Source organism: Streptomyces flaveolus, from assembly GCF_014648815.1.
Taxonomy (GTDB): Bacteria; Actinomycetota; Actinomycetes; order Streptomycetales; family Streptomycetaceae; genus Streptomyces; species Streptomyces flaveolus.
In genome coordinates this window covers 231,493-245,998 of sequence record NZ_BMRV01000007.1, presented here as the reverse complement: position 1 = coordinate 245,998, position 14,506 = coordinate 231,493, and the positions used below count along the sequence as shown (strand labels likewise).

Genomic DNA, 14,506 nt, shown 5'->3' with positions numbered 1-14,506 from the left:
TTGGTGTCTGGTGACAGGGAAAACGGGCTGTAGGCGTGGGTTCACCGAGGGGCGGAGGTCACCGGCCGGTCCCGCCGGCCGGCATCCGCCGCTACAGTGGGCGGAGAACCGGACAACTGTCCGCTCACCGAAAACGTAACGGACAGCTGTCCGCTTAGCAAGAACGGGATTCGGCCACGGACCCGGAAGGAGCACGGGTGTCGCAGGCGAAGAGGGACAATCCGGACGCCCCCCTGCGCTCGGACGCCCAGCGCAACCGCGAGCGGATCCTGCACGTGGCCACGGAGGAACTGACGCGCTGCGCGGACGCGCCGTTGAGCGTCATCGCCAAGAAGGCGGGCGTCGGGCAGGGCACCTTCTACCGCAACTTCCCGAGCCGCGAGGCCCTCGTCCTGGAGGTCTACCGCTACGAGATGCAGCAGGTGGCCGATGCCGCGCCCCAGCTGCTGGCCACCCGCGCGCCCGATCGGGCCCTGCGCGAGTGGATGGACCGCCTCGCCGGGTTCGCCATGACGAAGGCCGGCCTCGCGGACGCGATCCGGCTGGTCACCAGCGCGCCCGGCAGCCCGGAGAAACCGCACCCCACCCCGGTCATGGACGCGGCCGGGCTCCTCCTGCGCGCCAACGAGGAGGCCGGCACCATCCGGCCAGGGATCACCGCGGACGACTTCTTCCTCGTCATCGGCGGTCTGTGGCTGATCGCCCCCGGCGAGGACTGGCAGCCGCGGGCCACCCGGTTCCTGGACTTCGTCATGGACGGCCTGCGGGCGGGAGCGCCAGGCCGGTGACCGCGCCCCGGAAGCGGTAGCGGCGTTCGGGACGGCCCGCCACGCCGTAGCGCAGGGAGACCTCCGCGGTGCCCACGGTGTGGAAGTACTCCAAATAGCGGCGGGCGCTCACCCGGGAGACGCCGGTCAGCGCCGCGCACTCGCTGGCGGACAGCGTGCCCTCGGCGTCGCGGAGGGTCCGTTCGACCAGCTCGGCCGTCTCCACGCTCATCCCCTTGGGCAGCGCCGGGACCGCGGCGACCGGCGCCGCCGCCCCGGCCAGTACGCGGTCGACGTCGGCCTGGCTGCGCACGACAGTGCCGAGCAGCCGGCCGCGCTGCACGGCGTAACGCTCCAGCCGGACCCGCAGGTCCTCGAAGTCGAACGGCTTGAGCAGGTAGTCGACGACTCCGTGGCGTACGGCGCCGCGCACGGCGTCCGCCTCCCGGGCGGCGCTGATGACCATGACGTCGCAGTCGTGGCCGGCGGCGCGCAGCCGGGGGATGACGTCCAGGCCGAAGAGGTCGGGCAGGTACAGATCGAGCAGGACCAGATCGGGGCGGAGTTCGCCGGCGGCGGCGAGGGCCTGTTCGCCGGTACCGGCGACTCCGACAACCTGGAAGGGCTCGACGCGTTCGACGTAGGCGCGGTGGACCCGGGCCACCATGAAGTCGTCGTCGACGACGAGCACGCCGATCGCGTCGGTGGCGGCCCTCGCGCCGGTCGTGGCCCTCGCGCCGCCGGTGCCGCTCGTCCCCTTCATGGTGCTGCTCCTTCCGCCACCGCGTCGGTGAGGTGGCTGACCGTCATGCGTGCCGTGAACACGGCCCCTTCACAGGTGTTGGTCACCGAGATCTCGCCGCCGTGACGTTCGCAGACCAGCCGGGTCAGCGCCAGGCCGATGCCGCGTTCGCCCTGCCGGGCGGCCTTGGTGGTGAAGCCGTGGGAGAAGACCTCGCGGGCCAGTGCGGGCGCCACGCCGGGCCCCGAGTCGCGGACCACGATCTCCACGCCGGTGGCGTCCTGCCTCAGCTCCACCTCGACCCAGGCGGCTTCGTCGCTGTGCGTCGCGGCGGCGTCCACCGCGTTGTCGACGAGGTTGCCGACCACGGTCGCCACATCGGCGGCGTCCTCGGGGGCGAGCCGGCCGAGGGCGGTGCGCTCGGAGACGCGCAGGGCGACCTTGCGCTCGGCCGCCAGGGAGGACTTCGCCGTCAGCAGTGCGGCGACGGCGGTGTCGCGGACCCGGCGGCTGAGGGTGATGTCGAGGGACTGGCGGCGCCGGTTGAGCGCCCGGATGTAGCGCACCACCTCGTCCTGCTCGCCGATCTGGATCAGCCCGGAGATGGTGTGCAGCTGGTTGGCGAACTCGTGGGCCTGGGCGCGCAGCAGCTCGGAGGTGCTGCGGAAGGCACCGATCTCCCGTTCCAGGCGGGCCAGTTCGGTGCGGTCGCGCAGGGTGGTGACCGAGCCGAGCGGGCGGCCGTCCTTGGTGACGGTCATGCGGTTCATCACCAGGACCCGGCCGTGGCGGACGACGACCTCGTCCCGACGCCCGTCCGTGTCGTGCCGTTCGACCGCGTCCGGCGTGGCACCGGTCAGGACGTCCAGGAGGCGCCCGTCGATGCCCAGGCCGTCCAGGCTGTGGCCCACGCAGTCCTCGGGCAGGTCGAGCAGGCGCCGGCCCATCTCGTTGACGAGCGTGAGCCGGTGCTGCGGATCGAGGGCGACCACGCCCTCGGCGATGCCGTAGAGCATCGCCTCCCGGTGTTCGGCGAGCCCGGCGATCTCGCGGGGTTCCAGGCCGAGGGTCTGCCGTTTGACGCGCCGGGCGAGCAGCCAGGAACCGGCCACACCGAGGCCGCTGGCGATGCCGAGGTAGGCGAGGAGGTAGGAGGAGGCGCCGCCGAGCCGCTGCCACACCGTGGGGTCGGCCTCGCCGACCATCACCGTGCCGAGGTGCCGGCCGAGGGTCTCCGGGGTGTCCCCGAGCACCGGGACCTGTGCGACGAGTTCCCGGCTGCCGCCCAGCGTCAGCGCCCCGGACCAGCCGCGGCCCTCGACGGCGTCGTCGGCGAGCGGGAGCCGGGCGCCGACCACGGTCGGGTCGGTGGAGCTGACGATGCGGCCGTCGGCGTCGGCCACCGTGACCGACGTGACCCCGGACTGGGTCCGCGTGGAGTTCACCAGCGGGGCGAGGGCCTCCTGCGGTACGGGGCGCAGCAGCCGGCTGCGGACGAGTGGGGTGGCGGCGAGCTGTTCGGCCAGGGCGGCGACGCGGCGGCCCTCGACCCGGTTGAACGTGGCCTTCGACTGGGCGAGCGAGACGGCGGCCACCGCGAGCAGCACGACCACGACGATGGCGAGCTGGAGGACCAGCATCTCGCCCGCGAGGGTGTGACGGCGGAAGGTGGGGGCCACGGCGTACTCGATCTCGGCTGACGGGGCGGGGGTGTCGGAGTGGGGGTGTCGGGGCGGGGTGCCGGGTCGCCATCATGGCGCCCACCTGCGGCGAAGGAAAGGGATGTGCTGTCTTCGCAATGAACCGGCGATGCGCCGGTGACGCGGGACCTCACCGGCGCCCGGCGAGATTCGGGAGCGTGCCGCGAAACCTGACGGGGCGCGCACGACCGCAAAGACCACAACCTCCCTTGGTTCCGGAAGGAAGACACACCGCCGGGCCGCGGGCACCATGTGGCCCACATCACCCTCCCCCACAGGGCTCCCCGTACCGACCTACCCAACCGACAGGTGGTGGCATTCGTGCGCCTGCGCACCCCCCTTGCTCTGCTCGGGGCCGCCGTGCTCGTCCTCGCCGGTCCCCCGCTGCTCTCGACGGGCAGCGAGTCCGAGACCGGCACGCAGATTCCCGGCCTGCGCCTCATGGTCCCCAACACGCCGGGCGGCGGCTACGACATCACCGCCCGCACGGCCGCGAAGAACGCCGAGGACGCCGGACTCACGCACAACATCGAGGTGTTCAACCTGCCCGGCGCGGGCGGCACCGTGGGTCTGAGCCGGCTGGTGAGCGAGCACGGCAACGGCAAGCTCGCCATGTCCATGGGCCTCGGCGTCGTGGGCGCCGCCCGTTCCAACCACGCGCCCAAGACGCTCGCCGACACCACGCCGATCGCGCGGCTCACCGAGGAGCAGGACGTCGTCGTGGTCGGCAAGGACTCCCCGTACCGGACGATCGACGAGCTGATCACCGCCTGGAAGAAGGACCCGGGCAAGATCCCCGTCGGTGGTGGCTCGTCCCCGGGCGGGCCCGACCACCTCGCGCCGATGCTGATGGCGCAGGCCGCCGGGATCTCCCCCAAGTCGGTGAACTACATCCCCTTCGACGGGGGTGGCGAGCTGCTCGCCTCGATCCTCGGCAACAAGGTCGGTTTCGGGGTCTCCGGCGTCGGCGAGTACCTGGACCAGATCAAGGCGGGCGAGCTGAGGGTGCTCGCGGTGACGGGCCCCGAGCGCGTGGACGAACTCGAGGACGCCCCGACGCTGAAGGAGTCCGGCTACGAGGTGGACTTCACCAACTGGCGCGGCATCGTGGCCCCGCCCGGCCTGACCGACGCGGAGCGGAGCAAGCTGACCCGCCTGGTCGAGGAGCTGCACGACTCCCCCGAATGGAAGAAGTCCCTGGAGCAGAACGGCTGGGACGACGCCTTCCTGAGCGGTGAGGAGTTCGGCGCGTTCCTGGACGCCCAGGACAAGCGCGTGGTGTCGGTGCTGAAGGAGCTGGGACTGTGACGACGCGGACCGAGACGCCCACCGAACCGGCCGCCGCGCGGCGTTCGTGGCTGCGCGACCACTCCGAACTGGGCGTGTGCGTACTGCTGCTGGCACTCGGCGTGCTGGTGCTGACCGACGCGCTGACCATGGACGTCGACATCACCCAGCGGGGTCCGGTCGGCCCGAAGACGGTCCCCGTCGTCGTCGGCGCGGGCCTGCTGGTGATCGCCGCGCTGCTCGCCGTGGACGTCCTGCGCGGCGGCCGGGGCGAGGCCGAGGGCGGCGAGGACATCGACCTGTCCGAACCGGCCGACTGGCGCACGGTGCTGCTGCTGGCCGGGATCTTCCTGGGCGCGGCCGTGCTGATCGAGCCGGCCGGCTTCCCCGTCGCGGGCGCGCTGTTGTTCTGGGGTGCCGCCTTCGCCCTCGGCAGCCGGCGCGTCGACCGCGATCCGCTGATCGCCGCGGTGCTGTCCCTGATCACGTACGTCGTCTTCGACAAGCTGCTCGGAGTGCCGCTGCCCGGTGGTCCGCTGATGGGAGTGCTGTGACATGAACGCCCTCGACTCCCTCCTGGACGGCTTCGGTACGGCCCTCACCCCGCTCAATCTCCTGTGGGCCGCCCTCGGCGTCCTGCTCGGCACGGCCATCGGCGTGCTGCCCGGGATCGGCCCCGCGATGGCGGTGGCCCTGCTGCTGCCCGTGACGTACGGGCTGGACCCGGTGGCCGCGTTCATCATGTTCGCGGGCATCTACTACGGCGCCATGTTCGGCGGTTCGACCACCTCCATCCTCCTCAACACCCCCGGCGAGAGCGCCGCGGTGGTCGCGGCCATGGAGGGCAACCCCATGGCCAAGGCGGGACGCGGCGCCCAGGCGCTGGCGGCCGCCGCCATCGGCCACTTCGCGGGCGGCATGATCGGCACGATCCTGCTGGTGGTGCTGGCGCCGACGGTGGCCGAGCTGGCGGTGGACATCGGCGCGCCCGACTACTTCGCCATCATGGTGCTGGCGTTCATCGCGGTGACCTCGGTGCTGGGCTCCTCGCGCATCAGAGGCCTGGCCTCGCTGCTGATCGGCCTGACGATCGGGCTGGTGGGCCTGGACCAGATGACGGGCCAGCAGCGGCTGACCTTCGGCTCGCTGCAACTCGCCGACGGCATCGACGTGGTGATCGTCGCCGTCGGTCTCTTCGCGATCGGCGAGGCGCTGTGGGTGGCGGCGCATCTGCGTCGCGGAGCGGCCGAGCCGATCCCGGTGGGCCGGCCCTGGCTCGGTCGCGGGGACGTTCGCCGGACGTGGAAGTCGTGGCTGCGCGGCCCGTTCATCGGCTTCCCGTTCGGCGCGATCCCGGCGGGCGGCGCGGAGATCCCCACCTTCCTCTCCTACGTGACCGAGAAGCGGCTGTCCAAGCACAAGGACGAGTGGGGCAAGGGCGCCATCGAGGGCGTGGCCGGCCCGGAGTCGGCGGCGTCGGCCTCGGCGGCGGGCACGCTGGTGTCCATGCTGACCCTGGGCCTGCCGACCACGGCGGTCGCCGCCGTCATGCTGGCCGCCTTCCAGCAGTACGGCATCCAGCCCGGCCCGCTCCTCTTCGAGCGCGAGCCCGAGCTGGTGTGGGGTCTGATCGCCTCCCTCTTCGTCGGCATGGTGCTGCTGCTCGCCCTCAACCTGCCGCTGGCGCCGGTGTGGGCCAAGCTGCTGCGCATCCCGCGGCCCTACCTGTACGCGGGGATCATGTTCTTCGCGGCGGTCGGCGCGTACGCCGTCGGCGGTGAGGTCGTCGACCTGGTGATCCTGCTGATCATCGGCCTGGTCGGCTTCGGCATGCGGCGCTACGGCCTGCCGATCCTGCCGGCCGTGATCGGCGTCATCCTCGGCCCCAACGCCGAGCAGCAACTGCGCCGCGCCCTGCAGATCAGCGACGGCAGCGTCACGGGCCTGGTGAACACGCCGTTCGCGGTGACGGTGTACGGGGTGATCGTGCTGCTGCTGGCGTGGCCGTTGCTGACGGGGGTGGTGCGGCGCGCCCGCGCGTGAGGCACGGCCCGGCCGCACCGCCCCCGGAGTCCCGACGAGGCCCCGGGGGCGGTGCGTTACGGCCGCGTCCGGGACCCGTCGTACCGGGTCTCAGCTCACCCGCTCCAGGTCGCGCACCCCTCGGGCGGCCAACGCGATGAGCGACACACCGGAGATCACCGCGGCGACGACGAGCAGCCACGTCTCGAAGCCGACGGCGGTGGCGACCGGACCGGTGAGGGCGAGGCCGACGGGACGGGCCACGAAGGAGCCGACCGTGTCGAAGGCGTAGACCCGGGCGAGTTTGTCCTCCGGCACATGGCTCTGGATGGACTGCTCCCAGTAGACGTCGAACATCTGCAGGCCGAGGCCGTGCAGGAAGGCGCCGAGCAGGACGGGCCACAGCGTGTCGGAGAGCGCCATGGCGAGCGGGAAGAAGCCGGTGAACGCGAGCAGGACCACACCGGCCGCCAGCGGCCGTCGCGGCCGGATCCGGAGGCAGAGCAGGCCGCCGGTCACGAAGCCGGCCATCAGGACGGCCAGGGCGAGTCCCCAGGCCGACCTGCCGATCCCCTGACCCACGACGACAGGACCGAGCACCGCCTGCGCTCCGCCGTAGAAGAGGTGGTAAAGGAGGGCCTGGAGGATCAGCAGCCAGAGCCAGCTGTGCCGCATCACCTCCCGCAAGCCGTCCTTGAGGTCCGCGACGGCCGACGCCGCCCGGGGCGTGCGCACGTGCGGGACGCGGAGACGGGCGAAGGCCACCGCGGCGAAGGCGAAGGTGCAGGCGTCGGCCACGATCGCCCACCCCGAGCCCACGGCGGCGACCATGGCTCCCGCCACGGCGTAGCCGACCGTCGAGGCACCGGTCTGGAGCAGGGTGCGCAGCGCGACCGCGTCGCCCAGTTCGTCCTGCGGGACGACCAGCCGGGTCATCGCCATGGCGGAGGGGCGGCCCAGCGCCGAGACCACGCCGCCGAGCCCGCCCAGGACCGCGATCAGCGGGATGGTGGCGACGTCCAGAAGCAGCGCGCCGGCCAGCCCTCCCATGACCAGGGCGCTGACGACCGACGCCCCCGTCATCATCAGCCGCCGCGAGACCCGGTCGCCCAGCACGCCGCCGGCGAGCGTGGTGACGACCTGGCACGCGGCGAACGCGGCCTCCACCAGGCCGAGCTGGACGACCGATCCCCCCAGATCGAGAACGGCGAACGCCAGGGCCACCGGTGTGATGGCGTTGCCGAGCGCGTTGACCGCGGTTCCGGCCACCAGGTACCGGAAGCCGTGGTGGCGCAGGACTCGATGACTTCGTCGCTTCACGGCGGAGAAGGTATTTCGGCACCGAAATGTTCGTCAACTAATTATCAGGTGCCGAAACACAGGGCTAGGATCGGGCGTATGGAGGAACCCCACCCCGACCAGCCGCACGACTGGGCGGACCGCCATGTCGACCGCTGGCGTGACCATTGGATCGGCATCGAGTTCGACGACGAAGTGGAGGCGATCACGGTCCGGCTGGACCGGATCAGACGCCACCTCAAGCAGAGCACGCGCCACGCCGTCGAGGGGGCCGGGCTGCAGATCCACGAGTACGAGACTCTGCATCACCTGATGATCCGGGACACCCCGGGCCGGACGACCCCCTCCGCACTCGCCGCCGATCTCGGCGTGAGCGCCGCCGGGACGACCGGTCGGCTCGACGCGCTGGAGCGGTCCGGCTGGGTCCGCCGGGCACCGGCCACGGACGACCGGCGTCGCGTCGACATCGAGGTGACCGAGGCCGGCCTGGAGGTCTGGAAACGGGCGATGTCGCTCCGCGGCAAGGCCGAGGACGAGTTGTTCGGCGCCCTCACGGCCCGCGACCGCACCCGCCTCGCCGCACTGCTCAAGCAGCTGACCCTGCACATCGAGGGCACCGGCTGACCGCCCCAGACACCCCCGGCTCCCGCGCGAACCCTTCCGCGGGTCCAGCCGCCCCGCGGCTCCCGGCTACCCCAGGAAGCTGAGACGCACCCGGCGTTCGGGGTTGTCCCGGTTCGTGTCCACCAGGCACACCGACTGCCAGGTGCCGAGTTCCAGGCGGCCGTCGATCACCGGCAGGGTGGCGTGCGGGGGGACGAAGGCGGGCAGGACGTGGTCGCGGCCGTGGCCGGGGCTGCCGTGGCGGTGCTGCCAGCGGTCGTCGGCCGGGAGCAGGGTGTGCAGGGCGGCCAGCAGGTCGTCGTCGCTGCCCGCGCCCGTCTCGATGATCGCGATCCCCGCGGTGGCGTGCGGGACGAAGACGCTGAGGAGGCCGTCGCGGCCCGCCGCCACCTCGCGGAGGAAGGACTCGCAGTCTCCGGTGATGTCGGCGACCCGCTCCGCGGAGCCGGTGGCGAGGTTGATGACTCGGGTGGTGAAGGCATCTGGCATGCCCCCATCCTGACGCACGCGGCACGTGCCGGGCGGGAGCGTCGGGCCGTGGACACGGCCACCGGGAAGATCGGGAGCGGACACACCGTTGGTAGAAACGTGAACAACACACGCGAGGTCGAGGTCGTCGTCGTCGGAGCCGGTCAGGCGGGGCTGGCCGGGGCCTATCACCTGCGGCGCACCGGGTTCGAGCCCGAGCGCGACTTCGTGGTGCTCGACCACTCCCCCGGGCCGGGCGGCGCCTGGCAGTTCCGCTGGCCGTCGCTGACGTACGGCAAGGTGCACGGCATGCACGCCCTGCCCGGCATGGAGCTCACCGGCGCCGATCCGGCGCGGCCGTCCTCGGCGGTCGTCGCCGAGTACTTCGCGGCGTACGAGCGCGCCTTCGACCTGCGGGTGAGGCGCCCCGTCGACGTCCGCGCGGTGCGCGAGGGGAACGGCGGGAGGCTGCTCGTGGAGACCTCGGACGGCACCTGGTCGACGCGGGCGCTGATCAACGCGACCGGCACCTGGGACCGCCCCTTCTGGCCGCGTTACCCGGGCCAGGAGACCTTCCGTGGCCGCCAGGTGCACACCGCTCAGTACGCGGGGCCCGAGGAGTTCGCCGGGCAGCGCGTGATCGTGGTGGGCGGGGGCGCGTCGGGCACGCAGCACCTGCTGGAGATCGCCCCGTACGCCGCGGCCACCACGTGGGTCACCAGGCGGCCCCCCGTCTTCCGTGAGGGGCCCTTCGACGAGGACGCGGGCCGGGCGGCGGTGGCGCTCGTGGAGGAGCGGGTGCGGCAGGGGCTGCCGCCGAAGAGCGTGGTCTCGGTGACCGGGCTGCCGCTCAACGACGCGATCCGGGCGGGACTGGAGTCCGGCGTGCTGGACCGGCAGCCCATGTTCGAGCGGATCACGCCCGACGGGGCCGAGTGGAGCGACGGCCGGCAGGTGGCCGCCGACGTCATCCTGTGGGCCACGGGGTTCCGGGCCGCCATCGAGCACCTGAGGCCGCTGCGGCTGCGCGAGGCGGGCGGCGGCATCCGGGTCGAGGGGACGCGCGCGGTCGCCGATCCGCGGGTCCACCTCGTCGGTTACGGGCCGTCGGCCAGCACCATCGGCGCCAACCGGGCGGGACGCGCGGCCGTACGCGACATCAGGCGGCTGCTGGCCGAGGAGGAACCGGTCGCCGCGTGACGCCCCGCCGGCTCACCGGGCACCGGCACCGGCCGGAGGCGAGGCGCTCCGCCGGTTGGCGTTGAACTCGTCGACGTTGTGCCGGTGCTCGGCGTAGTCGGCGGTGAAACGGGTGTCGCCCGGCTTGACCGTGACGAAGTACAGCCAGTCCCCAGGCGTCGGGTCGATCGCCGCGCGCATCGCCTCCTCGCCCGGGTTGTCGATGGGCGTGGGCGGCAGGCCCATCCGCTGGTACGAGTTGTAGGGGCTGTTGATCCGGGTGTCGCCCGTGCTCGTCGCGAGCGTGGAGCGGCCCAGGGCGTAGTTGATGGTGGAGTCCATCTGCAGCGGCATGCCCCGCTCCAGGCGGTTGAAGATCACCCGGGCGACCTTGCCCATGTCGTCCTTGGTCGCGGCCTCCGCCTGGACGATGCTCGCGATGGTGACCGCCTGGTAGACGTTCAGCGCGTTGCGCTGCGCGCCCGCGGCGATCGGGGCGCCGTGGAACCTCTTCTTCGCCGTGTCGACCATGGCCGCCAGCAGCTTCTCCGGGGTCGGCTGCTCACCGAGCGGATAGGTCGCCGGGAAGAGGTAGCCCTCCGGGTTGCCCTCGGCGTCGTTCGGCAGCTTCAGGTCTGCTCTGGCCAGGGACTTCTTGGTGGTGCCGACGGGCAGGTCGAGGGTCTTGTCGACGGCCTCGTAGACCTGGGTCGCGCGCCAGCCCTCCGGGATCACCAGGGACGTGGGCCGGGACTCACCCTCGTCGTCCGTCATCAGCAGCGGCACCGCCACGGCGGCTCCGGCCACGAGGGCTCCGGCCGCGATCAGGGCGATGCGGCCCCGGCGCGTCAGCCGGACCGTTCCCCGGGGGGGCCTCGGGGACCTCGGGTGTCTCGGTGTGCTCGGCGTTCTCAGGAATCTCGGGGTTCTCGGGCTCCTCGGACTCCTCGTGCTCCGTCGCGGAGTGTTCATGTGCATGCGGGCACGGTAACCTCCTTATCACCTCAATTCCGGCATATCGTCATCCTGTCGGCTCCAGTCGGGCGTCCCGCCGCACCAGGGCCGCGTACCGCCCGTCCAGCGCCAGCAGCTCCTCGTGCGTGCCCTGCTCGGCCAGGCGGCCCGCGTCGAGGACCACGATCCGGTCGGCACCCCGGACGGTGGACAGGCGGTGCGCGATGGTGATGGTGGTGCGGTTGGCCGACAGGGCGTCGATGGCGTCCTGCACGGCCGCCTCGGTGCGGGTGTCCAGGGCGCTGGTCGCCTCGTCGAGGACGAGGACGGGCGGGTCGCGCAGGATGGTGCGGGCGATGGCCAGGCGCTGCTTCTCCCCGCCGGAGAAGCGGTGGCCGCGTTCGCCGACGACCGTGTCGTAGCCGTCGGGCAGGGCGGCGATGTGGTCGTGGATCTGGGCCGCCCGCGCCGCCGCCTCCAGCTCCTCGTCGGTGGCGTCCGGCTTGGCGAAGCGCAGGTTCTCGGCGACCGAGGCGTGGAAGAGGTACGTCTCCTGCGAGACGACGCCGACCGAGCGGGCGAGGGTGTCGAAGTCCAGGTCCCGTACGTCGACCCCGTCGAGGGTGACCCGGCCGCCCGTCACGTCGTACAGCCGCGGCACCAGGTAGCCCAGCGTGGACTTGCCCGCACCCGTCGGGCCGACGACGGCGAGGCTGCCGCCCGCGGGGACGGTGACGTCGATGCCGTCGAGGACCGGGCCGCCCTTGCCGTCGTAGCGGAACTCGACGTTCTCGAAGCGGACCTCGCCCTTGACCCGTTCGAGGCGGACGGGCTCGTCCCGTTCGGTGATGTCGATCGGCAGGTCGAGGTACTCGAAGATGCGCTGGAAGAGGGCGAGGGAGGTCTGGATCTGGACGCCCGTCGACAGCAGGCTCACCGCCGGGCGGAACAGTCCCTGCTGGAGCGAGACGAAGGCGACGATGGTGCCGAGGGAGACGTCCGGACCGCCGAGCTGGAGGGCGATGCCGGCGGTCCAGTAGATGACGGCCGGCATGGCGGCCATGACGATCGTGATGACCGCCATGCGCCAGCGGCCCGCCATGTTCGACCGCACCTCCAGGTCGACCAGGCGCTCGGACTCGTCGGAGAAGGCGCGGGTGAGCGAGTCGGAGCGGCCCATGGTGCGGCCCAGCAGGATGCCGCTGACGGAGAGCGACTCGGTGACGGTGGCGGCCATCGCCGCCATCTGCTTCTGGCGTCTGGTGGTGATCTTCCTGCGCTCCCTGCCGACCCGGCGGCTGATCCACACGAAGACCGGCAGGAGCAGCAGCGATACGACGGTCAGGCGCCAGTCCAGGACGACCATCGCCACGATCGTGGCGACCACGCTGGTGAGGTTGGAGACCAGGGAGGTCGCCGTGGAGGTGACGGTGGCCTGCATGCCGCCGATGTCGTTGGCGATGCGGGACTGGACCTCGCCGGTGCGGGTGCGGGTGAAGAAGGCGAGGGACATGCGCTGGAGCCGGCCGTACACGGCGGTGCGCAGGTCGTGCATGACGCGCTGGCCGACCGTCGTGGAGATCAGCGTCTGCAGCACGCCGAAGACGCTGGTGAGGACGGCGCCGAGGATCATGCCGAGGGCGAGCAGGCTCAGCAGGCCGGTGCGCCCTTCGGGGATCGCGACGTCGAGGATCTCCCTGAGCAGGAAGGGCGTGGCGACCGAGACCAGCGACGCGGCGCCGACGAGCAGTCCGACGATCGCGAGACGGCCCCGGTAGGGACGGAACAGCTTCAGGATGCGGCGCACCTGCCGGGGCTGTTCCTCGGCGTCGGCGGGTGGCGTCCAGGTGGTTTCACGGTCGGGATGCATGGGCTCCTACGGGAGGCGCGAGGGAAGGCCGGAGAGACCGCGCGGGTCGGAGGCCTGACGGACGACGGTCCATAGCTCATTGTTACCTATACTCACAATGAACGTCGTCCTGTTATTGTTCCCGCATGACCGCCCCCGACCCCGACGGCCCGCTCGCCGAGCAGTTGCTGCGGCTCACCCGCAGGGTGCACCGCATCCAGAAGCGCCATCTCGAACGGCGCGACCTCGGCATCACACCGGCCCAGTCCCGGCTGCTGCGCACGCTGGCGCACTACGGCTCGCCGCCGCGCATGGCCGATCTGGCCGAGCGGCTGGAGGTCGTACCACGGGCGGTCACGACACTGGTCGACGGGCTGGAGGCGGCCGGGAAGGTGCGGCGCGCCCCTGATCCGGCCAATCGCCGGGTCATCCGGATCGAGCTCACGGACGACGGGCGCGCGACCCTGCGGGAGGTGCACGGCGCACGGCGGCTGGCCGCCGAGGAGATCCTCGCCCCGCTCACGGACGAGCAGCGCGCCGTGCTGGGCGGACTCCTGGACACGCTGGTCGACGGACCCGACACGGAGCCCGGGAACGGACACGGGTCCGGTGCGGCGTAGGCGCTGCGCCGCGCCCGGACCGGTCAGGCCTTCAGCTCCGCCCGGTCCCCCATCACCACCACCGGATGCCGGTCCGGGTCCAGCGTCCGCAGCAGGTACTCCATCCCCGCCTTGGGGAGGCTGACGCAGGCTGACGTGCCGCTGCCGTGGTCCATGTGCAGCCAGATCGAACCGCCCTTGGACGCGCCCTCGGGACGGGTCGGGTCGTTCGGCGACGTGCCCTTGACCCGGTTGTAGTCGATGGCGATGACGTAGTCGAAGTCGTGCCAGTACGACTCGCCCCACGAGCGCGGCGCCGCGAAGGCGGAGGACCGGGTGTAGGGCAGTCCCGCGCCGGCGGCCGGGTCCGGGTCGGGGAGCACGCCGCCCGCGTCGCTGAGCGTGAAGACACCCACGGGACTGCGCTTGTCGTCCTCGCGGTGGTCGGTCGTCCACCCCTTCCGGCCGTTGTGCGCCGCCCAACTGCGCGTCCGGTGCCAGACGGACCCCTGCTTCGTGTACAGCACGACCGTGGACACGGCGGAGTCCCTGCCCTCGCCGTACACCGCGACGACCTGACGGGACTCGGCGGGAATGCGCTGCTGCAACCGGTCGCCGACATCCGGGATCCGCGCGGTGTCGGCCGGGGCGCCGCTCGTGTCGGCCGCGCCGCCGGCGGGCCGGGTCGCACCGTCCTGCGCACCGTGCCCGGACGGTCCGCCGCCGCAGGCTGACAGCGCCGCCAGAAGAGAACCGAGTGCCACCATCGTGACCGTCGTACGCCGTGCTCCACCGCTTCGCATCAGTCCATCGTCGCACTCGCCGCGCGGAACGTTCCCGGCCGCCCGGGTCGTTGCACCGGCCCGGTCGCCGGACCGCCGGCGCCCGGCAGCCGGATTCGTACCCCATCGCGGAAAACCGCTTGATTTTGGGCATGCCGCGACGCGAACCTTTCACGGTTTGCAGCCTCTTGATGCCGTGTCGCGCGGCACCCCCTGACCCGAGCCTCTGGGACG

General features: G+C 72.2%; 14 protein-coding genes. 7 read left to right on the top strand and 7 right to left on the bottom strand.

What is annotated here, in order from left to right:
• The first annotated feature begins 197 nt into the window (after positions 1–197).
• Entirely contained in the window at positions 198–788 is a 591-nt protein-coding gene (locus tag IEZ05_RS18850) for a TetR/AcrR family transcriptional regulator (protein WP_189231305.1), read from the top strand.
• Here IEZ05_RS18850 and IEZ05_RS18845 read toward each other — a convergent pair.
• Both IEZ05_RS18845 and IEZ05_RS18840 read right to left on the bottom strand, forming a co-directional pair.
• The gene (locus IEZ05_RS18845; RefSeq protein ID WP_189231304.1) at positions 751–1,530 is read right to left on the bottom strand and encodes a response regulator; all 780 of its coding nucleotides are present in this window, start codon (positions 1,528–1,530) and stop codon (positions 751–753) included. The genes IEZ05_RS18850 and IEZ05_RS18845 overlap by 38 nt on opposite strands.
• Positions 1,527–3,188, bottom strand: a complete 1,662-nt coding sequence (locus IEZ05_RS18840; RefSeq protein ID WP_189231303.1) for a sensor histidine kinase — start codon at positions 3,186–3,188, stop codon at positions 1,527–1,529. The genes IEZ05_RS18845 and IEZ05_RS18840 overlap by 4 nt, the downstream gene beginning before the upstream one ends.
• Before the next feature lie 342 nt (positions 3,189–3,530).
• Between IEZ05_RS18840 and IEZ05_RS18835 the strand changes: the two genes are divergently transcribed.
• Genes IEZ05_RS18835 through IEZ05_RS18825 form a run of 3 tightly spaced genes read left to right on the top strand, consistent with a single transcriptional unit; the run spans position 3,531 to position 6,539 of the window.
• Complete coding sequence (locus IEZ05_RS18835) at positions 3,531–4,517, top strand: Bug family tripartite tricarboxylate transporter substrate binding protein (RefSeq protein ID WP_189231448.1); 987 nt, start codon at positions 3,531–3,533, stop codon at positions 4,515–4,517.
• Positions 4,514–5,050 (top strand): tripartite tricarboxylate transporter TctB family protein, encoded by a 537-nt coding sequence (locus tag IEZ05_RS18830; RefSeq protein WP_189231302.1) that lies wholly within the window; start codon positions 4,514–4,516, stop codon positions 5,048–5,050. Before IEZ05_RS18835 ends, IEZ05_RS18830 begins: the two co-directional genes overlap by 4 nt.
• A 1-nt stretch (position 5,051) precedes the next feature.
• Entirely contained in the window at positions 5,052–6,539 is a 1,488-nt protein-coding gene (locus IEZ05_RS18825) for a tripartite tricarboxylate transporter permease (protein WP_189231301.1), read from the top strand.
• A 90-nt stretch (positions 6,540–6,629) separates the two neighbouring features.
• Here the strand turns inward: IEZ05_RS18825 and IEZ05_RS18820 are convergent, their stop codons facing one another.
• The gene (locus IEZ05_RS18820) at positions 6,630–7,838 is read right to left on the bottom strand and encodes an MFS transporter (protein ID WP_189231300.1); all 1,209 of its coding nucleotides are present in this window, start codon (positions 7,836–7,838) and stop codon (positions 6,630–6,632) included.
• A 78-nt stretch (positions 7,839–7,916) separates the two neighbouring features.
• Here IEZ05_RS18820 and IEZ05_RS18815 point away from each other — a divergent pair, with 78 nt between their 5' ends.
• The gene (locus IEZ05_RS18815; protein ID WP_189231299.1) at positions 7,917–8,441 is read left to right on the top strand and encodes a MarR family winged helix-turn-helix transcriptional regulator; all 525 of its coding nucleotides are present in this window, start codon (positions 7,917–7,919) and stop codon (positions 8,439–8,441) included.
• A gap of 66 nt (positions 8,442–8,507) precedes the next feature.
• On the opposite strand, the gene IEZ05_RS18810 is transcribed toward IEZ05_RS18815, so the two are convergent.
• Positions 8,508–8,930, bottom strand: coding sequence for a secondary thiamine-phosphate synthase enzyme YjbQ (locus tag IEZ05_RS18810; protein ID WP_189231298.1), 423 nt, complete (start codon positions 8,928–8,930; stop codon positions 8,508–8,510).
• A 99-nt stretch (positions 8,931–9,029) separates the two neighbouring features.
• On the opposite strand from IEZ05_RS18810, the gene IEZ05_RS18805 reads away from it, so the two are divergent.
• A complete protein-coding gene (locus tag IEZ05_RS18805) occupies positions 9,030–10,109 on the top strand; it encodes an NAD(P)-binding domain-containing protein (protein WP_189231297.1) in 1,080 nt (359 codons plus the stop codon).
• Positions 10,110–10,121: 12 nt separating this feature from the next.
• On the opposite strand, the gene mltG is transcribed toward IEZ05_RS18805, so the two are convergent.
• Both mltG and IEZ05_RS18795 read right to left on the bottom strand, forming a co-directional pair.
• Positions 10,122–10,880: an endolytic transglycosylase MltG gene (gene mltG / locus IEZ05_RS18800; RefSeq protein WP_229869761.1), complete on the bottom strand. Its 759-nt coding sequence runs from the start codon at positions 10,878–10,880 to the stop codon at positions 10,122–10,124.
• Between the two features lie 229 nt (positions 10,881–11,109).
• Entirely contained in the window at positions 11,110–12,912 is a 1,803-nt protein-coding gene (locus tag IEZ05_RS18795) for an ABC transporter ATP-binding protein (protein ID WP_189231296.1), read from the bottom strand.
• A 125-nt stretch (positions 12,913–13,037) separates the two neighbouring features.
• On the opposite strand from IEZ05_RS18795, the gene IEZ05_RS18790 reads away from it, so the two are divergent.
• Positions 13,038–13,511: a MarR family winged helix-turn-helix transcriptional regulator gene (locus tag IEZ05_RS18790; RefSeq protein ID WP_189231295.1), complete on the top strand. Its 474-nt coding sequence runs from the start codon at positions 13,038–13,040 to the stop codon at positions 13,509–13,511.
• 23 nt (positions 13,512–13,534) lie between these two features.
• On the opposite strand, the gene IEZ05_RS18785 is transcribed toward IEZ05_RS18790, so the two are convergent.
• Positions 13,535–14,293, bottom strand: a complete 759-nt coding sequence (locus tag IEZ05_RS18785; protein WP_189231294.1) for a hypothetical protein — start codon at positions 14,291–14,293, stop codon at positions 13,535–13,537.
• Positions 14,294–14,506 lie beyond the last annotated feature (213 nt).

Excerpts from the sequence above, each read along its gene's own strand:
- IEZ05_RS18825 (WP_189231301.1), top strand. The coding sequence starts at position 5,052 with ATGAACGCCCTCGACTCCCTCCTGGACGGCTTCGGTACGGCCCTCACC.
- IEZ05_RS18790 (WP_189231295.1), top strand. The coding sequence starts at position 13,038 with ATGACCGCCCCCGACCCCGACGGCCCGCTCGCCGAGCAGTTGCTGCGG.
- IEZ05_RS18815 (WP_189231299.1), top strand. The coding sequence starts at position 7,917 with ATGGAGGAACCCCACCCCGACCAGCCGCACGACTGGGCGGACCGCCAT.
- IEZ05_RS18795 (WP_189231296.1), bottom strand. The coding sequence starts at position 12,912 with ATGCATCCCGACCGTGAAACCACCTGGACGCCACCCGCCGACGCCGAG.
- IEZ05_RS18845 (WP_189231304.1), bottom strand. The coding sequence starts at position 1,530 with ATGAAGGGGACGAGCGGCACCGGCGGCGCGAGGGCCACGACCGGCGCG.
- IEZ05_RS18810 (WP_189231298.1), bottom strand. The coding sequence starts at position 8,930 with ATGCCAGATGCCTTCACCACCCGAGTCATCAACCTCGCCACCGGCTCC.
- IEZ05_RS18785 (WP_189231294.1), bottom strand. The coding sequence starts at position 14,293 with ATGCGAAGCGGTGGAGCACGGCGTACGACGGTCACGATGGTGGCACTC.